This is a genomic window from Mesorhizobium sp. B2-5-3 (assembly GCF_006441005.1).
Taxonomy (GTDB): domain Bacteria; phylum Pseudomonadota; class Alphaproteobacteria; order Rhizobiales; family Rhizobiaceae; genus Mesorhizobium.
This window is the reverse complement of the sequence record NZ_VFUS01000001.1, coordinates 591,343-612,817: the sequence shown is the minus strand read 5'-3', so window position 1 is coordinate 612,817 and position 21,475 is coordinate 591,343. Positions and strand designations below refer to the sequence as shown.

General features: G+C 65.4%; 22 protein-coding genes. 8 read left to right on the top strand and 14 right to left on the bottom strand.

The annotated features are described in order from the left end of the window. Window positions 1-141: 141 nt before the first annotated feature. From cysK to hrcA, 5 genes are all read right to left on the bottom strand, one after another. The gene (cysK, locus tag FJ867_RS03230; RefSeq protein WP_140816516.1) at window positions 142-1,122 is read right to left on the bottom strand and encodes a cysteine synthase A; all 981 of its coding nucleotides are present in this window, start codon (window positions 1,120-1,122) and stop codon (window positions 142-144) included. Window positions 1,123-1,314: 192 nt separating this feature from the next. Beyond that, window positions 1,315-1,932, bottom strand: coding sequence for a LysE family translocator (locus FJ867_RS03225; RefSeq protein ID WP_140514131.1), 618 nt, complete (start codon window positions 1,930-1,932; stop codon window positions 1,315-1,317). Window positions 1,933-2,060: 128 nt separating this feature from the next. Continuing rightward, window positions 2,061-3,431: a sorbosone dehydrogenase family protein gene (locus FJ867_RS03220; RefSeq protein ID WP_140491808.1), complete on the bottom strand. Its 1,371-nt coding sequence runs from the start codon at window positions 3,429-3,431 to the stop codon at window positions 2,061-2,063. A 124-nt stretch (window positions 3,432-3,555) separates the two neighbouring features. After that, window positions 3,556-3,756, bottom strand: a complete 201-nt coding sequence (locus FJ867_RS03215) for a hypothetical protein (RefSeq protein WP_140491810.1) — start codon at window positions 3,754-3,756, stop codon at window positions 3,556-3,558. A 37-nt stretch (window positions 3,757-3,793) separates the two neighbouring features. After that, a complete protein-coding gene (gene hrcA / locus FJ867_RS03210) occupies window positions 3,794-4,891 on the bottom strand; it encodes a heat-inducible transcriptional repressor HrcA (protein WP_140514128.1) in 1,098 nt (365 codons plus the stop codon). 253 nt (window positions 4,892-5,144) lie between these two features. Here hrcA and rph point away from each other — a divergent pair, with 253 nt between their 5' ends. The 5 genes from rph to FJ867_RS03180 all read left to right on the top strand — a co-directional run bounded on the left by rph (window position 5,145) and on the right by FJ867_RS03180 (window position 8,825). Further along, window positions 5,145-5,861: a ribonuclease PH gene (gene rph, locus FJ867_RS03205; RefSeq protein ID WP_140491814.1), complete on the top strand. Its 717-nt coding sequence runs from the start codon at window positions 5,145-5,147 to the stop codon at window positions 5,859-5,861. Between the two features lie 183 nt (window positions 5,862-6,044). Beyond that, complete coding sequence (locus FJ867_RS03195; RefSeq protein ID WP_140673821.1) at window positions 6,045-6,455, top strand: VOC family protein; 411 nt, start codon at window positions 6,045-6,047, stop codon at window positions 6,453-6,455. Further along, window positions 6,455-7,117 carry an RdgB/HAM1 family non-canonical purine NTP pyrophosphatase gene (gene rdgB, locus FJ867_RS03190; RefSeq protein ID WP_140491821.1) on the top strand — a complete coding sequence of 221 codons (663 nt, stop codon included), beginning with the start codon at window positions 6,455-6,457 and terminating at the stop codon, window positions 7,115-7,117. The genes FJ867_RS03195 and rdgB overlap by 1 nt, the downstream gene beginning before the upstream one ends. Then, window positions 7,114-8,292: a radical SAM family heme chaperone HemW gene (gene hemW / locus FJ867_RS03185; protein WP_140816514.1), complete on the top strand. Its 1,179-nt coding sequence runs from the start codon at window positions 7,114-7,116 to the stop codon at window positions 8,290-8,292. Before rdgB ends, hemW begins: the two co-directional genes overlap by 4 nt. A 98-nt stretch (window positions 8,293-8,390) precedes the next feature. Next, on the top strand, window positions 8,391-8,825 hold the full coding sequence (locus FJ867_RS03180; RefSeq protein WP_140491827.1) for an EamA family transporter: 435 nt from the start codon (window positions 8,391-8,393) through the stop codon (window positions 8,823-8,825). Window positions 8,826-8,898: 73 nt separating this feature from the next. On the opposite strand, the gene FJ867_RS03175 is transcribed toward FJ867_RS03180, so the two are convergent. After that, entirely contained in the window at window positions 8,899-9,078 is a 180-nt protein-coding gene (locus tag FJ867_RS03175; protein ID WP_140491829.1) for a hypothetical protein, read from the bottom strand. A 199-nt stretch (window positions 9,079-9,277) separates the two neighbouring features. On the opposite strand from FJ867_RS03175, the gene rsmI reads away from it, so the two are divergent. Further along, on the top strand, window positions 9,278-10,189 hold the full coding sequence (gene rsmI / locus FJ867_RS03170; protein ID WP_140563839.1) for a 16S rRNA (cytidine(1402)-2'-O)-methyltransferase: 912 nt from the start codon (window positions 9,278-9,280) through the stop codon (window positions 10,187-10,189). Then, window positions 10,182-10,559 (top strand): YraN family protein, encoded by a 378-nt coding sequence (locus FJ867_RS03165; protein ID WP_181168306.1) that lies wholly within the window; start codon window positions 10,182-10,184, stop codon window positions 10,557-10,559. The genes rsmI and FJ867_RS03165 overlap by 8 nt, the downstream gene beginning before the upstream one ends. 18 nt (window positions 10,560-10,577) lie before the next feature. On the opposite strand, the gene FJ867_RS03160 is transcribed toward FJ867_RS03165, so the two are convergent. The 8 genes from FJ867_RS03160 to FJ867_RS03125 form a co-directional block, all read right to left on the bottom strand. Then, entirely contained in the window at window positions 10,578-11,534 is a 957-nt protein-coding gene (locus FJ867_RS03160; RefSeq protein ID WP_140580263.1) for an alpha/beta hydrolase, read from the bottom strand. A gap of 34 nt (window positions 11,535-11,568) precedes the next feature. Next, window positions 11,569-12,249, bottom strand: a complete 681-nt coding sequence (locus FJ867_RS03155; RefSeq protein WP_140491835.1) for an isochorismatase family protein — start codon at window positions 12,247-12,249, stop codon at window positions 11,569-11,571. 115 nt (window positions 12,250-12,364) lie between these two features. Then, window positions 12,365-13,669 carry a Xaa-Pro peptidase family protein gene (locus FJ867_RS03150; protein WP_140816512.1) on the bottom strand — a complete coding sequence of 435 codons (1,305 nt, stop codon included), beginning with the start codon at window positions 13,667-13,669 and terminating at the stop codon, window positions 12,365-12,367. A gap of 168 nt (window positions 13,670-13,837) precedes the next feature. Beyond that, the gene (locus tag FJ867_RS03145; protein ID WP_140524457.1) at window positions 13,838-14,803 is read right to left on the bottom strand and encodes a GlxA family transcriptional regulator; all 966 of its coding nucleotides are present in this window, start codon (window positions 14,801-14,803) and stop codon (window positions 13,838-13,840) included. A 283-nt stretch (window positions 14,804-15,086) separates the two neighbouring features. Beyond that, complete coding sequence (locus FJ867_RS03140) at window positions 15,087-16,256, bottom strand: PLP-dependent aspartate aminotransferase family protein (protein ID WP_140554727.1); 1,170 nt, start codon at window positions 16,254-16,256, stop codon at window positions 15,087-15,089. Next, entirely contained in the window at window positions 16,253-17,710 is a 1,458-nt protein-coding gene (locus tag FJ867_RS03135; RefSeq protein ID WP_140816510.1) for a pyridoxal-phosphate dependent enzyme, read from the bottom strand. The genes FJ867_RS03140 and FJ867_RS03135 overlap by 4 nt, the downstream gene beginning before the upstream one ends. 204 nt (window positions 17,711-17,914) lie before the next feature. Next, window positions 17,915-19,255, bottom strand: coding sequence for an FAD/NAD(P)-binding protein (locus tag FJ867_RS03130; RefSeq protein ID WP_140491845.1), 1,341 nt, complete (start codon window positions 19,253-19,255; stop codon window positions 17,915-17,917). Window positions 19,256-19,280: 25 nt separating this feature from the next. Further along, a complete protein-coding gene (locus FJ867_RS03125; protein ID WP_140816508.1) occupies window positions 19,281-19,772 on the bottom strand; it encodes an Rrf2 family transcriptional regulator in 492 nt (163 codons plus the stop codon). A gap of 611 nt (window positions 19,773-20,383) precedes the next feature. Between FJ867_RS03125 and tauA the strand changes: the two genes are divergently transcribed. After that, complete coding sequence (gene tauA / locus FJ867_RS03120; RefSeq protein WP_140816506.1) at window positions 20,384-21,400, top strand: taurine ABC transporter substrate-binding protein; 1,017 nt, start codon at window positions 20,384-20,386, stop codon at window positions 21,398-21,400. Window positions 21,401-21,475: the final 75 nt, after the last annotated feature.

Here is a 21,475-nt window from a genome sequence, read left to right as displayed (position 1 = left end):
TCAAGCCCGTGGCAGCCGCCACCGCGGGTTTTTTCAGCGGGCCAGGTTAAGCGCCTTTTGTGTTAAGCGCCCGGCAGGGCAGAAGAGAGCGTGTCGGAACTCGACAGGCGACGCGCCGTATCGCTTCGCCCAACGAAGACCCTACGCCCCCAAGCCCTCGAACAGGATGGTCGACAAGTAGCGTTCGGCGAAGGACGGGATGATCACCACCAGGTTCTTGCCCTTGTTCTCCGGCCGCGAGCCGACGACGATCGCCGCCTGCAAAGCGGCGCCCGAGGAGATGCCGACCGGCACGCCTTCCAGCCGGGCGACGAGGCGGGCATTGGCGACCGAATCCTCGTTCGAGACCGTGACGATTTCGTCATAGATGGTGGTGTCGAGGATTTTTGGCGCGAAGCCGGCGCCGATGCCCTGGATCTTGTGCGGGCCAGGCTGGCCGCCCGACAGCACCGGCGAGGTTTCCGGTTCGACCGCGACGACATGCAGCGAAGGCTTGCGCTTCTTCAGCACCTGGCCGACGCCGGTGATGGTGCCGCCGGTGCCGATGCCGGAGACGATGATGTCGACCTCGCCATGGGTGTCGTTCCAGATCTCCTCGGCAGTCGTCGTGCGATGGATCTCGGGATTGGCCGGGTTCTCGAACTGCTGCGGGATGATGGCGTTGGGGATGGTGGCCGCCAGTTCGTCGGCCTTGGCGATGGCGCCCTTCATGCCTTTCGGCCCTTCGGTCAGCACCAGTTCGGCGCCGAGCAGCGCCAGCATCTTGCGGCGCTCGACCGACATGGTCTCGGGCATGGTGAGGATCAGCTTGTAGCCCTTGGCGGCGGCAGCGAAGGCAAGCGCTATGCCGGTATTGCCCGAAGTCGGCTCGATCAGCGTCGTCTTGCCGGGAGCGATCTTGCCCGATGCCTCGAGCGCCTCGATCATCGCCACGCCGATACGGTCCTTGACCGAGGCGATCGGGTTGAAGAATTCGAGCTTGGCAAGGAGATGGGCAGCGATGCCCTTCTCCTTGGCGAATTTGTCGAGCCGCACCAGTGGCGTGTCGCCGATCGTATCGGTGATGGAATTGTAGATGCGGCCACGGCCGGGAACACGAGCGGAGGCGGCGAACTTGTTCATTGGTTTGGCTCCCAGAATGTCAGGCGGATGGAACTGATCTCAGACGGATGGCCGCCAAGATAGGCCTTCCACGGACGCAAGATAGACCGTCGCCCGAAAATATCCGAGTGGGGCCCGTGTCTAAAACGCCTCGGCCTCGGAAAAGCGTTCCCGCAAAAGCCAGTCCGGCGGAATGCCTTGGCAAAAATGGCCCTATTGGCGGGCGGCGATCGCCGCCGCCGCGCCGACCATGAAACCGGCCGCGGTGCGGTTCAGCGCCTTCAGGGCGCGCGGCGAGCGCAGGAACCAGCGCGCCTTGGCCGCCAGCGCCAGATAAGGCACCAGCACCACGAACAGGACGAGGACGGTGAGTGCGGCGAGGATGCCGTAATCGGCCAGCGTGATGGTCTTGAGGTCGACGATGGTCGGCGTGATGGCGAGATAGAAGATCATCGTCTTCGGATTGCCGAGCGTCACCGTCAGGCCGGCGAGGAAGCTCGACGCTAGCCCGCCCTTGCCTTTCCTGGCCTCGACCGTCTCGGGCGTGATGCCGGCGGTCCAGAAGCGCCAGCCGAGGAAGGCGAGATAGGCGACGCCGGCCCATTTGACGGCGAGGAACACCAGGCCGAAGGTCTGCGCGACAAAGGCAAGCCCAAGCACCACGGCGGTGAGATAAAGGAGGTCGCCGAGCATCAGGCCGAAGGACATGGCCAGCGACGAGCGGAAGCCGGAACCGAGCGCGCGCGCCACAAGCGCGGTGATGCCGGGGCCGGGAATGGCCGCGGCCAAGCCGAGGGCGGCGCTGTAGGCGAGAAAGCCGGTGAGGGTCATGGATCGAGCCTTGCGTCCGCGAAACTGCTGGGACGGCGCCTTGTCGCACAGAGTTTCGCGGGCGGGAATTGCCTGGAGCCGGATTTGGTTGCACCAGGCATGCCCCGTGCTCGAGGCCTCCCAGCGGATCAGGACCGGCCGTCGCCGTAGGTCACGCGCCAGATGGTGCCGTTGCCGTCCTCGGTGACGATCAGCGCGCCGTCGCTCGCCACCGCCACGCCGACCGGCCGGCCCCAGACCTCGCCGCCGGAGGTGACGAAGCCGGTCATGAAATCCTCATATTCGCCGGTCGGCTTGCCGTCCTTGAACTTGAGCCGCACCACCTTGTAGCCAGTCCTGTTGCCGCGATTCCACGAACCGTGCAGGGCGACGAAGGCGTCGCCCCTGTATTCGGCCGGAAAACCGGATCCTGCGCGGACATTCCTGCCGTCGTAGAAGGCGATGTTGAGCGGCGCCGAATGCGCCTGCATCAGAATGTCGGGGACGGTGACCTTGCCGGCAAGGTCGGGACGCGCGCCCTTGTGGCGCGGATCCTCATTGTCGCCGATATAGTACCAGGGCCAGCCGTAGAAGGCGCCTTCCTTCACTTCGGTCGCATATTCGAACGGCACGTTGTCGCCGAGCGCGTCGCGCTCGTTGACCACGCACCACAGCGCGCCCGCCGCCGGCTGGATGGCCATGCCCGAACAGTTGCGCAGGCCGGTGGCGACGATGCGCCCATTCCTACCGTCCGGGTCGAAAGCCCTGACGTCGGCGCGGCCTTCCTCCGCGCCCCAGGTGGCGCCGAGCGGCTTCGACCTGGCCCAGGCGTCGAGCCCGCCCCGCGGTTTCCTTGCCATGTCCTGGGCGGCGTTCGAGCCGGAGCCGACCGAGAGATACAGCGTCTTGCCGTCCGGCGAGAAGGCGATGTCGCGGGTCCAGTGATGAGTGGCCGGAATATCGCGGACGATGGTTTCCGGCTCGCCGGAGGCCTCCAGGTCGCCATCGCGGTAGGGAAAGCGCACGATGCTGTCGCTGTTGGCGACATAGACCCATTGCGGGTTGTCCCCAGGCGGGTAGAAGGCGATGCCGTAGGGCTGGTTGAGATTGCGGGCGAAGATGCCGTCCCTGACAGGTTTCGCGCTGCCCTCGCCGAGACGGTAGACGCGGATCTGGTTGGCCTCGCTGTCGGCGACGAACAGGTCGCCATTGGGCGCGACGCGCACGACGCGCGGATTGTCGATGCCCGAAGCGATCAGTTCCGCCGAAAAGCCCGCCGGCAGCCGCGGCTCGGCGCCTTGCGGCCTTTGCACCGGACCGGCGCCGTTCGAGGCGGATCTGGTGACATAGGGCCTGGGCTGGTCTTGCGGGCTGATCAACCGGCGCACGCCCGGCGCATCGGCCCGCCAGTCACCGAATGCGGCCGCGCCCTTCAGCACCGGCTCTTCCTGCTGAGCCAATGCCGTCGCGGCGAAGAGCAAGGCAGCAGCGATTACCACGGCGCCGGCAAGTCGGATCATCCCAGTCTCCAGCTTCTCGCTTCTTCATGCATGTCGTTGTCCCAAGACCGAAGTCACATGCATCAAGGGAACGGGCGGGCTCGGCAGTCGTTCCGGACGACACGGGGAGTTGAAGGAATTCGGGTCAGCTATCCGCGTCGAGATCGAGATCGGCGTCGAGGTTCTTTTCCAGTTCGACGAGATCGGCCGGCAGCGGCATGCCCATGGCGCGGATTTCGCGCAGCTTCTCGCGCAATTGCTCCTGCACTTCGCGCACATCCTCAGGCTGGTTGACCATCTCCTCCAGCAGCAGGCTGATCTGGGCCTTGAACGATTCCAGCGCCATCTTTTCTCTCCTCGGCCGTCTGGATCGATCCCAGCTCTCAGCGCAGCATGCGCGATATCAGCTGCGCCGTATAGTCGACCATCGGGACAATGCGGGCATAGTTGAGCCGGGTCGGGCCGATGACGCCGAGCGCGCCGACGACGCGGGCGTCCTTGTCGCGGTAGGGTGCCACGACCAGCGACGAGCCGGAGAGCGAGAAAAGCTTATTTTCCGAGCCGATGAAGATGCGCACGCCCGGTCCCGCCTCGGCGAGGTCGAGCAGCTGGATCAGCCCGTCCTGCGTCTCCATGTCCTCGAACAGGTGGCGCAGGAGTTCGATGTCGGCCTGGGCGGTGACGTTTTCGAGCAGATTGGCGCGGCCGCGCACGATCAGGCGCGCCGGCAGGCCGCTTTCCGCGCCGGCCCACACCGCCAGCCCTTTCTCCACCAGGTCCTGCGACAGCGTGTCGAGCGCTGCCCTTGTCTCTTCCTTGATACGCTCGACCTCCGCCCGCGCCTCGGCCAGCGTACGGCCGCGAATATGGGCGTTGAGGAAATTCGAGGCCTCGTGCAATTGCGAGACGGTGATGCCGGCCGGCAGATCGATGACCCGGTTCTCGACGTCGCCGTTCTGCGACACCATCACGGTCAGCGCCTTGGTCGGTTCGAGCTGGATGAACTCGATGTGCTTAAGCGCCACCTCGTTCTTGGCGGCCAGCACCAGGCCGGCGCCGCGCGACATGCCCGACAGCATCTGGCTGGCCTCGGTCAGCATGTGTTCCAGCGTGGCGCCCGAGCCGGAGGCTCGCACCTGCGCCTCGATGCTGCGCCGCTCCTCGTCGGAGAGGTCGCCCAGTTCCATGAAGGCGTCGACGAAGAAGCGCAGGCCGGCCTGCGTCGGCAGACGGCCGGCCGAGATGTGCGGCGCGTAGATCAGGCCGAGATGTTCGAGGTCGCTCATCACGTTGCGGATGGTGGCGGGCGACAGCGAGGACGGCAGGATGCGCGACAGGCTGCGCGATCCCACGGGCTCGCCGTCCCTCAGATAGGAATCGACGATACGCCGGAAGATGTCGCGCGAACGCATGTCGAGCGCCTGAAGTGCCGGCGCGTGAAGAGCGAGCGACTGCGAAGCGGGATCGACTGCCTTGGTCATTTCGGCCATAACCTCCGGTTCAAGGATATAGACTTCGCGGCGCTGCGCGCAACCCGGTGTCGCGTTGCGCGATCAGCCGGTGTCGCACTTGCGATCACCCGGTGTCGCCGTTTGCGATCACCCGGTGTCGCGTTGCGCGATCGCCCCGGTGCCGCCGCGTTTGCGGCCGCCGGTCCATTTTCCTTTACGCCGTGCCCCGCATGCGTCTAAAAGCCGGCCAAGATTCAAAAAAGCTGACAAGAAAGCAGGCCGAATGCGCCCCTCCAAACGCCAGTTCGACGAAATGCGCGCCATCTCCTTCGAGCGCGGCGTCTCCAAACATGCCGAAGGCTCGTGCCTGGTGAAGTTCGGCGACACGCATGTCTTGTGCACGGCAAGCCTGGAAGAAAAGGTGCCGGGCTGGATGCGCAATTCCGGAAAAGGCTGGGTTACGGCCGAATACGGCATGCTGCCGCGCTCGACCGGCGAGCGCATGCGCCGCGAGGCCTCCGCCGGCAAGCAGGGCGGGCGCACGCTGGAGATCCAGCGGCTGATCGGCCGCTCGCTGCGCGCCGTGGTCGACCTGCAGGCGCTGGGCGAGCAGCAGATCACCGTCGACTGCGACGTCATCCAGGCCGATGGCGGCACCCGCACCGCCTCCATCACCGGCGGCTGGGTGGCGCTCTACGATTGCCTGCGCTGGATGGAAGCGCGGCAGATGGTGAGCGTCGCCAAGGTACTGAAGGACCATGTCGCGGCGATTTCCTGCGGCATCCATGACGGCCAGCCGGTCATCGACCTCGACTATCTCGAGGATTCCTCGGCCGGCACCGACGCCAATTTCGTCATGACCGGCAAGGGCGGCATCGTCGAGATCCAGGGCACGGCCGAGGGCGAGCCCTTTTCGGAAGGGCAGTTCGCCGAGCTGATGGGCCTGGCCAAGAAAGGCATCCAGAGGCTGGTGAGTTTGCAGCAGATGGCGGTGGCGTAGTTTATTCATGCGGAGCCTGGGCACCCCCCTCTGCCCTGCCGGGCATCTCCCCCGCAAGGGGGGAGATCGGCTGTTGTCTCGAGCTTCGCCAGTAATCAGCATAGAATACCATGAGCGGGCGCTCACGCTGCCAATCTCCCCCCTTGCGGGGGAGATGGCCGGCAGGCCAGAGGGGGGTGCCTCGTGATCCCCTCTGCCATTCTTGAATCCGCTCTTTACGTCACCGACCTCGCCGCTGCCGAAGCCTTCTACACCGACATCCTCGGCCTCACTCCTCTCGGCAAGGTCGAGGGCCGCCATCTCTTCTTCCGTTGCGGAGCCGGCGTGCTGCTGATCTTCAACGCCGAGGCGACCAAGGTCCCGCCCGCGCCCGACGCGAGGCTGAAAGTGCCGCCACACGGCACATCGGGCGAAGGCCATCTCTGCTTTGCGGCGACCGCCGATGAAATCAGCCGCTGGAAATCCCATCTGAAGGCGGAGAACATCGCTGTCGAAAGCGAATTCGAATGGCCGCAAGGCGGCCGCTCGCTTTATATCCGCGATCCCTCCGGCAATTCGATCGAATTCGCCGAGCCGAGAATCTGGGGACTTTGATGCATTCTCTCGACGGAAAAAAGATCGTCGTCGCCAGCCACAATGAAGGCAAGCTGCGCGAATTCGCCGATCTGATGGCGCCATTCGGATTCGAGGCGAAATCGGCGAAGGACTATGGCTTGCCCGAACCCGAGGAGACCGGCACAACCTTCGAGGAGAACGCCTATATCAAGGCCTTCGCCGCAGCCAAGGCGACGGGCCTGCCGGCGCTGTCGGACGATTCGGGCCTGTGCGTTGACGCGCTCGACGGCGCGCCCGGCGTCTACACCGCCAACTGGGCCGAAACGCCTGATGGCAGCAGGGATTTCGGCATCGCCATGCAGCGCACCGAAGTGGCGCTGCAGGAAGTCGGCGCCGCCACGCCCGCGCAGCGCACGGGACGCTTCGTCGCCGTCATCTGCCTCGCCTTTCCCGATGGCGAGGCAGAATATTACCGCGGCGAGGCCGAAGGTACGTTGGTCTGGCCGCCGCGCGGCGAGCTCGGATTCGGCTACGACCCGGTGTTCCTGCCCGACGGCTTCGAAAAGACCTTCGGCGAGATGAGTGCCGAGGAAAAACACGGCTGGAAACCCGGCCAGGCTACGGCGCTGTCGCACCGCGCCCGCGCCTTCCAGAAATTCGCCCAAGCCCGATTGGGTCTGGCCCGGTTAGGCTCGGCATGATCAGGCCCGGCGCCACCATGCCGCTCGACCGCAGCCCCGGTTTCGGCGTCTATGTGCATTGGCCGTTCTGCGCGGCCAAATGCCCCTATTGCGACTTCAACAGCCATGTCCGCCACCAGCCGGTCGACCAGGAGCGCTTTGCCGCCGCCTTCGAGGCGGAACTGGCGACGATGCGCCAGCGCACCGGCCCACGCGAGGTGACCAGCATCTTTCTCGGCGGCGGCACGCCGTCGTTGATGAAGCCGGAAACGGTGGCCAGGGTCCTGGACGCCGTGGCGAAGAACTGGACGGTGCCCGACGGCATCGAGGTGACGCTGGAGGCCAATCCCTCCTCGGTCGAAGCCGAACGCTTTCGCGGCTATCGCGCTGGGGGCGTCAACCGGGTCTCGCTCGGCGTGCAGGCGCTGAACGACAAGGATTTGCGCTTCCTTGGCCGGCTGCACAATGTGGACGAGGCGCTGCACGCGATCGGGCTCGCGCGGGAGATATTCCCAAGGCTCTCCTTCGACCTGATCTACGCACGGCCAGGCCAGACGCCGGAGGCCTGGGCATCGGAGCTCGAACAGGCGATCGGCCACGCCGCCGACCATCTGTCGCTCTATCAGCTGACCATCGAGGAAGGCACGCCGTTCCACGCGCTGCACGCGGCGAAGAAATTCATCATCCCCGACAACGACCACGCCGCCGACCTTTATGCGCTGACGCAAGAGGTGACATCAGCCCATGGTTTGCCGGCATATGAGATCTCAAACCACGCCCGGCCGGGTGCCGAAAGCCGGCACAATCTGACCTACTGGCGCTATGGCGAATATGTCGGCGTCGGCCCTGGCGCGCATGGCCGCTTCGTCGAGAACGGCCACCGCGTCGTGACCATCGCGGAGAGGATGCCGGAAACCTGGGCCAATCTGGTCGAGGCCAAGGGCCATGGCGTCACCGGCGGCGAGACCCTGACGCGCTCCGAAGAGGCTGACGAGTTCCTGCTGATGGGACTGAGGCTGGCGGAAGGCATCGACCTGTCGCGTTACGAAGCGTTTTCCGGGCGCGGCCTGTCGAGCGCGCGGCTGTCGGTGCTGCAAGGCGAAGGGCTGGTGGCGCCGATCGGCAACGCCCGCCTGCGCGCCACGCCCGCCGGCATGATCGTGCTCGACGCCGTGGTGGCCGATCTGGCACGGTAGGCTGGGATGCTGCTCCCAATCTCGAAGCCAAGATTACGCTTCTGGAGGCGGCTGTTTCGCGGTATCTGAGTTGAGACCCGACCGGTGAGGCTATCCGAATGAACCTGCCGCTCTCCTGGCAATTCTGGGCGCTGTTGTCGGCGACTTTCGCGGCGCTGACGGCGATCTTCGCCAAGGTCGGCATCGAGACCATCAATTCCGATTTCGCCACCCTCATCCGGACAGCCATCATCCTGGTCGTGCTTGCGGCGATCCTCGCCGCCAGCGGCCAATTCCAATCGTGGGCCTCGATCTCCGGGAAGACCTGGCTTTTCCTTAGCCTGTCGGGACTGGCGACCGGAGCCTCGTGGCTCTGCTATTTCCGCGCGCTGAAAATCGGCAATGCGGCGCAGGTGGCGCCCATCGACAAGCTAAGCGTCGTGCTTGTCGCGGTGTTTGGCGCGGTCTTTCTCGGCGAGCGGCTCACCGGTGCGAACTGGCTTGGCGTCGCCCTTATCGCGGCGGGCGCGGTGCTGGTCGCTTATCGAGGGTAGTGCTGCGCCGTGGCGGGCGTTCTTGGTTTCGAGACGGGTGATGAAAATATCGAAGCGATTGGGCATCGTCCGGTCAGTGCTCCGTCGTGCTGTCGGGTTCGTTATCGGGTAGCTTGATCTCTGGTGGCGGGCGGCGCGCGGGCCCCTGCTTGCCGTCCGTGGTGGCGGGCGGCTTCCCGTCTCCTTGCGCGGCAAAGCGCTTGCGGCCTGCATAGTAAGGCTCGAAAGCGTCCTGTATGGTCAGTCTGTCCATCCTGTCCTCCCGGGGGAATCAGGGGCTAAATCTGCGAAAGACGGTTTCGTTCCCTACTGTGGCGAAGGAATGGCGCTCGCCTTGCATTACAGCGGCTTTTGCAACCCGGCGCGGGCCGTGCCAAACAGGGCGGATAATTTCGGAACGTCCTTCGCGGCTCCATCTGGACGCGGGCGCGCCGCTGACGGAGAAGGCACCGGTGACTGGCGAGACGGGAAAGCGCAGCTATGTGATCGGGCAGACCGAGATCGCGGCCCGGCCGCTCGAACCGGCCCTCTATCTCGTGGCGACGCCGATCGGCAATCTCGCCGACATCACGTTGCGCGCGCTTGAGACGCTGGCCGCCGCCGACATGGTCGCCTGCGAGGACACGCGCGTGTCGCGCGTGCTGCTCGACCGCTACGGCATCCGCCGCCGCACCACGGCCTATCACGAGCACAATGCCGGCGAGGCCGGGCCAAAATTGATAGCGGCGCTCCAGTCGGGGCAGAGCGTGGCGCTGATCTCGGATGCCGGCACGCCGCTGGTTTCCGATCCCGGCTACCGGCTGGTCGGCGAGGCGCTCGACCAGGGCATTCGCGTCGTGCCCATCCCCGGTCCGTCCGCGCCGCTTGCCGCGCTCACCGCATCCGGCTTGCCTTCGGATGCCTTCCTGTTCTCCGGCTTCCTGCCGGTCAAGGCGGGGCAGCGGCTGGCGCGGCTGGACGCGCTTAAAGCGGTGCCGGCGACGCTGATCTTCTTCGAATCGCCGCGCCGGCTGGCCGAGTCTCTCGGCGCGATGGCCGAAGCGCTTGGCGGCGAGCGCAAGGCAGCGATCGGCAGGGAATTGACCAAGACCTTCGAGGAGATGCGCACCGGCACGCTGCGAGCGCTGGCCGACCACTATGCGGCGGCCGACACGCCGAAGGGCGAGATCGTGGTGTGCGTCGGCCCGGCCGAAGCCAGAGCGGACGAGCCGGCCGATATCGACCGGATGCTGTTGTCGCTCGCCGCCGAAATGCCGGCTTCGAAGGCGGCGGCGGAAGCGGCGAAGATGACCGGGGGCCAGAAGCAGGCGCTTTACCGACGGCTGCTGGAACTCAGGGATGCCTCTGGAGAGGACCGTGGCTAGGCTCCCGAGCGCCAGCCGTCAAAAGGCCTACCGGCGCGGCCATCGCGGCGAATGGCTGGCAGCGGCGGCGCTGGTGCTGAAGGGCTACCGGATCCTGGCGCGCCGCCATCGCACCCGTTTCGGCGAGATCGACCTGATCGCGCGGCGCGGCGACCTGGTGCTGTTCGTCGAGGTCAAGGCGCGCCGCACGCTGATGGAAGCGATGGAGGCGATCGCCCATGAATCGGAGCGCCGCATCGAAGGCGCCGCCGACATCTGGCTGTCGCGCCAGCCGGATTACGGCAGGCTGTCGATGCGGTTCGACATGATCGCCGTGCTGCCATGGCGCTGGCCGGTGCATGTCCCGAACGCGTTTTACGGGCGCAATTGAGGGCTGCGTCGCTCGGGTTCAGTGTTCGACGGGCCATTCGCCCGCGCCAAGTGCCGCGATCGCCGCGATTATGCGCCGGAACGCCTCGGCGGCAGCCGGCACGGTGGTGCGGGCGCGCAGGAAACTGTGCACGAGGCGCTTCTCCTCGTGCCAGCTCGCTTTGCCGCCGGCGGCCAGGATGCGGTCGCGATAGGCCTCGCCGTCCGACGACAGCGGGTCGCATTCGGCGGTAACGACAATGGTGGGCGGCAGGCCGGAGAAGTCGGCGGCGCGCAGCGGCGAGAAGGTCGGATCGTCCGGCGCCTGTCTCTTGGCCGAGCGGACGTGGCGGTAGAAAGCGACGTCGCCGGTCGACAGAAGCGGCGCCTCGGCATGCTCGATGTAGGAGCGGGCAGTCTCGTCGCCGCCGAGGCCGGGATAGATCAGCACCTGGCCGGTCGGCCTCTTCGCGCGAGCGCGCGTCGCGTGACTGACCGCCGCCGCCAGATTGCCGCCGGCGCTCTCGCCGGACAGCAGCAGTGGCCCGTTCGCTCTAGCCGCCGCCCATTCGAAGGCGGCCAGAGCGTCGTCGAAGGCGGCGGGGTGGAGATGTTCGGGCGCCAGCCGATAGTCGACCGAGAGCACGGCAAAGCCGGTGCCGGCGCAGATCTCGGCGCAGATGTCGTCATGGCTGTCGAGCCCGCCCAGGATGAAGCCGCCGCCATGGTAATAAAGCACCGTGGCCCGCGCGGCCGTGCCTGCCATCCCATAGTGCCGCACCGCGATGTTCCGGCCGGGGGCGGCGATGAGGTCGTCGCTCGCCGTCACCCCCGGCGGATAGGGCTGGCGAAGCGCCCGGCACATCCTGTCATAGATCGCACGCTGCTTGGCGATCGGCAGGTCGATCGTCTCGGGCGGATACCAGGCGTTGATGCCGTCTATATAGGCCCACAGCGCAGGGTCGAGCCGCGTCGTGTATTTGCTGCGACCGGTCATTTCAGTGCTGCCCACGGTTTCGGAAGGCATTGCCTCAAAGCTCGCTGTAAAGCCTGGCCGCGTTTTCAAAGCTGAAGCGCAGCGGCACCGAGCCCTCGACCTGCCAGACGGCGACGCTCTCGCCAGCCAGCAGCAGGCAGGCGCCGTCGGTGTCGGTGACGGCGCCGCCATAGAGCCGGTTGGCGAGGTTGAGGATTGCGGTCTGGTGCATGGCGGCACTGCCGCTGCCGCAGGCGTCCTTGACCAGCAGCACGCGAAAGCCGCGCGCCACGGCGTCCTTCACGGTGGCATCGATGCAGGCCTCGGTCCACACGCCAGATATGACCAGCCATTCGACGCCGGAAGCCTTGAGCCGATCGGCGGCCGGTCCCGCGCGGAAGGCGCTGGCCTCGGCCTTGATCAGCAGCGCCTCGCCATCAGCAGGCGCCACCTCACGGCAGATCTCGGTCAGCGGATCGCTCTTGTCGGAGAAGGCCGACTTGCCGTCGGTTCCAACAGGGTGAAAGGGCCGCTCCTGCTTGTCGAGATCGACAATGTAGGCCCAGTGATAGAGCGGCACATTGTTCTGCCGCGCCGCCGCCTGCAGCCGCTGGACGTTGGCGAGAATCTTGTCAAAACCCTCGACCAGGTAGCGCGGGTCCTGCCGGTGCTCTTCCTGCAGGTCGATGAAGACAGCGGCCACGGTGCCGCGCTTGACGGAGATAGGGCTTTTCATGCGGATGCGCCTGGCCCCCAAGATACTTCCAAACGCTGGAGGGACAGAGGGGGGCGCCAAGGAATGAGGCGCTCGTTCTTCAGCTGCGATGCGTCGCCGAGGCGGGCAGTGGATGTCAAACCTGTTTCTCCAGAAACTCATCCTCATAGGGGAAGCGCGACAGGAGCTCGGTGCCGGTCTCGGTGATCAGGATTTCATCCTCCAGCTTGACGCCCTCGCGGCCGCCCTTCTCGCCAATATAGCTTTCCACGCTCACCACCATGCCTGGCACGATATGGCCGTCGCGGCCATAGGTCTCGTAGTCCATGGCGTGCGCGATGAAGGGCGTCTCGCCATGCATGCCGACGCCGTGCATGACCGAGGTGTAGCGCTGGTCGACGAAGCGGTCGGGGATCTTCCACGCCTTTTCGGCGATCTCGCGGAAAGCCATGCCCGGCTTCACGATCGAGATATTGTGCTGAACCTGGTCGTGCGCCATGCGGTAGAGCGATTTCTGATAGGGGGTCGGCTTGCCGGGCCCGCAGCGGAAGGTGCGCGAGAAATCCGAATAATAGCCATAGCAGCCGATCGTGTCGGTATCGAGCGCCAGCAACTCGCCTGGCCGGATTTTTCGCCCGCTGGCCTCGTTGAACCAGGGATTGGTGCGCTGGCCGGACGTCAACAGCCGCGTCTCGATGAACTCGCCGCCCTGGCGGATGACCTCGCCATACATGATGGCGAACAGCTCGTTCTCGGAAACGCCGGGCTTGATCGCCTCGCGCACCGCATAGACGGCGGCTTCCGCGCCGGCCATCGACACCTGCAGGCATTTGACTTCCTCCGGCGTCTTGACCGCGCGCACCGCCAGGATCTCGCCCTGGCAATCCCGGACCTCGCAGCCGCGCTTCTCCAGCGCCAGCGCCTGCAAGTGGCTGCAGCGGTCGAGCCCGAGTTTCATCGAGCCGCCGCCATGCTGCTTCAGGAGTTCGGCGATCTCGTCGGCGAAGGGACCGGCGGTCTCGTCGTCGCGGCCCGATACCGACGACCAGACGAGCTTGGAAGGACGCGCCTCGTCGATCGTGTCGAGCACCATCGAGACATGGTAGCTCTGCGGATATTCGAACAGCACGATCGGCCCTTCGGTCGGAATGAAGAAATAACGGGTCGAGTTGCGCAGAAAATAGCCGAACATGTTGCGCGAGCCGGTGGCGTAGCGCTGGTTGTAGGGGTCGAACAGCACCACGCCGCCATAGCCGGCCTCGCGCATCCAACCGCGCAGCTTGGCCAGCCGGCCTTTACGAAGGGCGTCGGCATCGATGAAAGACGGCTCGGTGTCGGACAGCCACATGCCGCCGGCAGGATCGGCCGCCGCGGGGTGGCGCATGCGGTCCTGGAAGTCAACGTCTTCAGTGCTGTCAGGGTCGAATACGACGATGCTCATGGGGGCTGACCTTGGGTGGTTTGCAAGATCAGACCATGGCGCAGGCGGTAACGAGGGATTGTGCGGAAAACCGCGTGGGTTGTGCGGGATGCCGCTGGGGTAATGAGAGATGCAGGTGCCAGTCGCCCCCCGCTGTCCCGCCAACGTCTCTCAGTGCCAGCAGGACCTCTAATGCCGTCGCGCCAGCTTCGGCGGATGGCCGTGCTCCTCGCGAAAGGCACGCGCGAAGCTAGACATCGAGGCAAAGCCGCAGGCGAGCGCCACGTCGCGCACGGCGAGCGTCGAGTGCGCCAGGAGATCGGCGGCGCGTTTCAGCCTGAGCCGCCGATAGTAGCCATTGGGCGAGATGGCGAGTTCGGAGCGGAAGGAGCGTTCGAGCTTGTCGGACGACACGCCGAGCCGCGCAGTGAGCTCCGCCATGCCGAGCCGCTCCTCGACCGCGTCCTCCATGATGGCGATGGCCGACAGCACCAGCTCGTTCCGGACGCCGGTACGCAGGCGCAGCGGCATCAGCTTGCGGTCGACGCTGGAGCGCAGCTGGCTGTGCACGAACCATTCGGCGACGCCGGCCGCAAGCTCGGCGCCGTAGTCGCGGGTAATGATCTCCAGCATCATGTCGAGGCTGCCGACGCCGCCGGCCGAGGTGAAACGCTTGCGGTCGATGACATAGAGGTCGCGCCTCAGCTCGACATTGGGAAAGGCCTCGGTGAAGGCCGCCTGGCTGGTCCAGTGCAAGGTACAGGCATGGCCGTCGAGCAGGCCGGCGCGGGCGAGGAAGAAGGCGGCGTCCGCCACCGCGCCGATATGGGCGCCACTGCGCAAGCTGCGGCGGATCCAGCTTGCCGCATCCTCGGCGACGAGATGATCGGCATCGCCGCCTGAGCAGACGACGATGCGGTCGACCTTCGGCGCATCCCCGGCATAGAAGCGCGGCTGGATGACGACGCCGTTCGAGGCCTCGACCGCGCCTTGGGTAGCGCCGACGATGATCCAGCGATAGCATTCCCGCTTCGCCAGCACATTGGTCGCGCGCAGCGGCTCGATGACCGAGCTGAACGCCATCATCGGAAAGCCGGGGAAGACCAGCACCGCGAAAGTGAGGGGAGCGTCTGGAGATGTGTCGCGCGTGGCCATAGGCTCTACATCTCGGGCAGATGGGATTTGGGGTCAACGGGGTTGTGGCTGGCTTTCTGCGAAGTTGGCGCTGCCCCTCATCCGCCTGCCGGCACCTTCTCTCCGTATAGTGACGGGGAGAAGGGAGATACCGCAACCCCGGCTCCCTCTTGCCGCCGTTGATAATTGGCGCAAATCGAGACACAGCGCCCCTCTCCCCGTCACTATACGGGAGGATGCCGGCAGGCAGGTAAGGGGCAGCGCTGGCTTGGAGACTGGCTCGTCTCAGCGGGAGCGCCGCCGCTCAGCCCCCCAGCGCCTGCTCCAGGTCCGCGATCAGATCGTCGCCATCCTCGATGCCCGCCGACAGCCGCACCAGCGAATCCGATATGCCGATCTCTTCGCGCTTCTCCGCCGGGATCGATCCATGCGTCATCAGCGCCGGATGCTCGATCAGGCTCTCCACACCACCGAGGCTTTCGGCCAGCGTGAACAATTGCGTGCGTTCGAGGAAGCGTTTCGTGCCGGCGAGGTCGCGGTCGAGCACGGCTGATATCATGCCGCCGAACGCATGCATCTGCTGGACGGCAACGGCATGCTGCGGATGGCTGGCGAGGCCGGGATAGATGACCCGGCGCACATCCTTGCGGGCTTCCAGCCACTGCGCGATCTTGAGGCCGTTCGACGAGTGCCGCTCCATCCTCAGCGCCAATGTCTTGAGGCCGCGCAGGGCGAGAAAACTGTCGAACGGGCCCGAAATGGCGCCGATGGCGTTCTGCAGGAATTTCAGGCGATCGGCCAGATCCTTGTTGTCGCCGACAACAGCCACGCCGCCGACCATGTCGGAATGGCCGTTGAGGTACTTCGTCGTCGAATGCACCACGACGTCGATGCCGAGCTCCAGCGGCCGCTGCAAATAGGGGCTGCAGAATGTGTTGTCGGCGACCGAGAGGATGCCCTTGCGCCTTGCAAGGGCTGCGACGCCTTCGAGATCGACGATGCGCAGCAGCGGGTTGGTCGGCGTCTCGACCCAGAGCATTTTCGTCTCCGGGCGGATTGCCGCCTCTATAACCGCAAGGTCGGTGCAGTCGACGAAGCTCACCTTGAGATCGGCGGAGCGCTTGCGCACACGCTCCATCAGGCGGAAGGAGCCGCCATAGATGTCGTCGGTGGCGACGATGTGGGCGCCGGAATCGAGCAGTTCCAGCACGGTGGCGATCGCCGCCAGCCCGGAGGCGAAGGCGAAGGCAGCCGAGCCGCTTTCGAGATCGGCCACCGCGCGCTCGAAGGCAAAGCGCGTCGGATTCTGGCTCCGGGCATATTCAAAGCCCTTGTGCACGCCGGGCGACTGCTGGCCATAGGTCGAGGTGGCGTAAATCGGCACCATCACCGCTCCGGTCAGGGGATCGTGGCTCTGGCCGCCATGGATGGTGCGGGTGGAGAAGGCCAGGCGGTTCTTTCCGGATGCGGTCATCGTGCACGGCGCCTCAAATGGTTGATCAGGTCGATGCGGGTTATCAGGCCGACGAACTCGTCGCCGTCGAAGATGATGGCGACCTCGTTGCGGTCGAATACCGGCAGCAGCGCGTCCAGCGTCTGGCTGGCCTGCAAAGTATGCAGATTGGAGGTCATCGCCGTGCGTACCGGCGCGTTGAAGCGCTCCCAGCGGCCCTCATAGGGGCCGTCGACCTTGGCCAGAATGTCGCTTTCGTCGACGATGCCGACCAGCTTGCCGTCGTCGAGCACCGGCAGCTGCGAGACATCGGAGCGGCGCATGCGGCCATAGGCGTTGAGCAGGCTGTCGTCCGGACCGACATAGACGGTGTCGCCGGTGCGGTGCGTGCGCATCACCAGGTCGCGCAGGTCGCCATGCTGCTCGTGCTCGGCCAGCCCCTGCTCGGCCAGCCAGAAATCGTCGAAGACTTTCGACAGATATTTGTTGCCGCTGTCGCAGACGAAGGTGACGACGCGCTTGGGCGACGTCTGCTCGCGGCAATAGCGCAAGGCGGCCGACAGCAGCGTGCCCGAAGACGAGCCGGCCAGGATGCCTTCCCGGGACAGGAGATCGCGCACCGCCAGCATGCTCTGCTTGTCCGATATGGAATAGGCCTTCTTGACCAGCGACAGCTCGGCATTGGGCGGCACGAAGTCCTCGCCGATGCCTTCCACAGTCCAGCTGCCGGCCTCCACCATCTTGCCGGTCTTGATCAGCGGCGCCAGCACCGAGCCGACCGGATCGGCCAGCACCATTTCCGTCTTCGGCGATGCCTTGGCGAAGAACCGGCCAAGGCCGGTCAGCGTGCCGCCGGAGCCGACGCCGACCACCACCGCGTCGACATCGCCGTCGAGCTGCGAAAAGATTTCCGGACCGGTGGTGGTTTCGTGCGCCTCAGGGTTGGCCGGATTGGCGAACTGGTTGGCGTAGAAAGCGCCGGGCAGCTCGGCCGCGATTTTTTCGGCCATGTCCTGATAATATTCGGGGTGGCCCTTGCCGACATCGGAGCGCGTCATGCGCACTTCCGCGCCCAGTGCGCGCAGGTGCTGGATCTTCTCGCGCGACATCTTGTCGGGCACGACCAGGATGATGCGGTAGCCCTTGGGGATGCCGACCTGGGCCAGCCCCAGGCCCGTATTGCCGGCCGTCGCCTCGACAATCGTGCCGCCTTGCTTCAGCCTGCCCTCCTTCTCGGCCGCCGCGATCATCGACAGTGCGATACGGTCCTTGATCGAGCCGCCAGGATTCTGGCTTTCGAGCTTGATGAACAGCCGGCACTTGCCGGTGTCGAATTGGGTCAGCTCGACCACGGGGGTCTGGCCGATCAGGTCGAGCACCGATCCGTAAGGCGGCCGCAGGCGCGACGTTGCGTTTTCCGAAGCGGCGCTTTCCAAAGGGGCGCTATCCGAGGGCGCAATCTTGTGCCTGCTCATATCGATGCTCCATGATCAAGCGGCCGCCTCGTGCAGGGCGGCAGCGTATCCTCTTTTCCAGCCCTTTGCAGTGGGAAAGAAGATAGATCGTGCCAATCGACCGGCTAGATGGAGAATGAAATTCCGGGTTGCGACGCGCAACGGCTGCAGGACTGTGCGGCACGTCCCCCCTCTGGCCTGCCGTAGAGCGCCGACGTCAACACTTTACCCCAGCAGCTGCTTGCTCAGCCTCGCACACTGGACGCGAATATCCGGAATGGCGTCGATCTCGAAGAAGGTGCCTCTGGTCAGCGGGCCGACGGCGAGGATTTTCCTGGACACCGTGCCGTCGCCGGCGATGATCTCGCAATTGGCCGTCACGTCGAGGCCGATGCGCAGCGGATCCGGCCGCGCCAGCCCGCGGTCGACCAGCGAGCGCACCACGCTGTTCGACGAGGCCGAGATGTCCCTGACGATACCGGAGCAATCATAGATGCGGGCGACCTCGAACCTCTCCAGCCGCTTGGTGTGGCGCGACTGGACCTGGACCGTGAACTCGCCGCCCGCCGCGATGTCGACGACACGGCCGGCGACGAGGCGGATGCGGCCGGACTGCACGGCTTGCGTGACGCGGGCATGGACCTCGGGCGCCATGCGGTGGCGGTGGATGTCCCACCACGCCTTGGTGTGCTCGACGAAACGACGCTTGGCGGAGGCCGGCCAGTTCTGCCAGATCTTCTGGTTGAACGGGCGAAGGCCGTCGACGACGTCGCGCCAGTCGATGCCGGCCTTCTGGTTTTCCCGGATCAAATCGCGGAACCAGCCGACGAAATAGGAAAGCTGGGTGCCGAGCGGGATATCGGCGACGTCGAGCTTGATCGGATTGCCCTTGCGGTGCGGCGAGGGCAGCAGGCCGCGCCGCGACACCGCGACGATCTCGGCGCGGTGGCCGCGCTGTTCGAGGGCGAGGAACGCGTCGACCATGCTGAGGCCCGTTCCCAGCACCATGACGCTCCGGTCGGGATCGAGCGCGGTGTCGGCCTCAGACCCCATCCGAACCGCATGGCCTTGCCCCATGGCCGGCACCTCGTCATGGCCGGTGGCGAGCACCGCCAGATGGGCGACGACGCTGGTGCCGTTGGCGAGCGCCACTTCCACCCCCGAGGCCGTGGGCGAGATCGACAGGCTTTCCTCATGGATCAGCCGGAGGCGTCCGGTCTCCCTCTCGCGCGCCTCGAGATCGTCCAGCAATTCGCCGAGATAGCGGGCATAGATGCTGCGCGGCGCGTAGACCGGCGCCTGCTCGGGCGTTGCCAGGTCGCGTTCCAGCAGCCAGCGCCAGAAATTGCCGGGATCGTCGGCATAGGCGCTCATACCGGCGGCGCTGACGTTCAGCACATGCGCGGAGAGCAATGTGGAATAGGCGATGCCCTGGCCGAAATGCGGGCGCTTCTCGACCAGCGTGACGCGAAGGTCGGGATTGGGCTGTCTCAGCAGATGCGCGGCGAGCACGACCCCGCTGGCGCCGCCCCCGACGATGATGATCGAGTTGCCGCGGCCGCTCATGCCAGCCCCGTGCGACGCGCCGGCGTCAGGCCTTCACCGCAACCGGCAGATCGTCGCTCGCGACCGAGAGGTCGTCGAGGCCCCTTGCGACCCCAAGGTCGTCGAGGCCGATGTCGCGCATCTCGGCGAGGCTGCGCTGGTCGAGCACCTCGGCGATCGCTTGCCGGACTTCCAGCATCAGATGTCGAACCTGGCATGTCGCCTCGTTACAGTCTTCGCAGCGCTGGTATTGGGTACGGCTGGCGCAAGGGATCGGCGCCAGCGGGCCGTCGAGCACACGCACGACATGGCCGACCCTGATTTCCTCCGGTGGCCGCGCCAGGCGATAGCCGCCATCCTTGCCTTTGCGGCTCTGCACGAAACCGGCATTGCGCAGTTTGCCCAGGATGGCGTCGAGAAACTTCTTCGGGATGTTGTTGCCGGTCGCGATGTCGTTGACGAAGGCAAGCTGCCCGGCCGGCATCCGCGCCAGATGGACGAGCGCCTTGAGGCCGTACTTGCCTTTCTTGGTGAGCATGATCCGAACGTTTCTCTGTCATGCGATGGCTCGAGGCCATCCGTTGCGAAACGCCTGGCGTGCCTCCCGCCGCGCTCAAGCATCCATGACATAAATTCTACCGACATGATATACAAGCCAATCGCGATTGATCTTGCTTGATTTTCAAGCCATTGCGGCGATTTTGGACCTGACTTGTGATGCCGGGGACACAAACCGTGGCGCGACGGCCCGAGACCGGTGCCACCGGCGATCGCCGCGATACGGATGGGTATGACCTCTCATCGTCGCCTCCAAGTCTCTATGTCGATAAGTTTACTATACTTAAACGCGAACAGGCGGAACACGTTTTTAAATTCCAATCCATCTGAAGCATGGATTTGCCTTTCAAGCGGCTGCAACGTGAATTCTCGTTCGCGATCGGAGGCCGTAGCGGTGGCTGGAGCTTCCCGAACGTGATGATCTCGCCACTCTTGAAGCGCCATAGCCGCCAAATCCGCCTGGGGACCTCGGCACCGGCAGCTTTTTCCAACAAATCCAGCCCCGCTAGAAGAATTTAACTCTACAAGAACCATAGAATTAGCGGACTATCATGAAGCAATCCGGTTTTCCCCTGTTTCATGGAGCCCTTGATGTCCACCACCATTTCGCGACGCGTCCTTCTCCTGTCTACGGCCGCACTTGCCGGCGCCGCCTTCCTCGGCCCGGCTTTTGCCGACGACCTCAAGATCACCATCGGCTACCAGACGGTGGTCGAACCCTCCAAGGTGCCGCAGGCCGATGGTGCCTATGAAAAGGCTACCAACGCCGCCATCGACTGGCGCAAATTCGATTCCGGCGCCGATGTCATCGCCGCGGTCGCATCCGGCTCGGTAGACATCGGCTATGTCGGTTCGAGCCCGCTGGCGGCGGCGGCGAGCCGCGAATTGCCGGTCCAGACCATCTTCGTCGTCGGCCTGATCGGACCATCCGAGGCCTTGGTCGCACGCAACGGCGCCGGCATAGAGAAGGTCGCCGACCTCGCCGGCAAGAAGGTGGCCGTGCCCTTCGTCTCGACGACGCATTACAGCCTGCTTGCCGCGCTGAAACATGAGAATGTCGACCCGAAATCGGTCGAGATCCTCAATCTCAGGCCGCCGGAAATCGCCGCTGCCTTTTCGCGCGGCGATATCGATGCGGCCTATGTCTGGGATCCGGCGCTCGGCCAGGTCAAGACATCAGGCAAGGTGGTGCTGGATTCCTCCCAGGTCGCCGCCTGGGGCGCGCCGACCTTCGACGCCTGGATCGTGCGCACCGACTTTGCCGAAAAGAACCCGGAAGCGGTGCGCGACTTCGTCAAGGTGACGGGTGCGGCCTATGCCGAGTACCTGGCTAAGCCCGACGCCTGGTCGGCAGCGTCGCCGCAGGCGGCCGAGATCGCCAAGCTGACCGGCGCCAAGGTCGAGGAAGTGCCTGAACTGCTCAAGGGCTACGTCTTCCCGACACTCGAAGAACAGGCCTCCGACAAGTTCCTCGGCGGCGGCACGGTCAAGGCGATCGCGGCCGCGTCCGCCTTCCTCAAGGAGCAGGGCAAGGTAGACGCCGTGCTGCCGGACTATTCGAAATATGTGACATCGAAATACGTCACCGAGGCGCTGGCCTCGAACTGACCCGAGCGTTGGAGCGCCCCATGCCACGACGGGCAGGTGGCGCCCCGATGAGACGCGCGCGGCTTTCCTGACGCC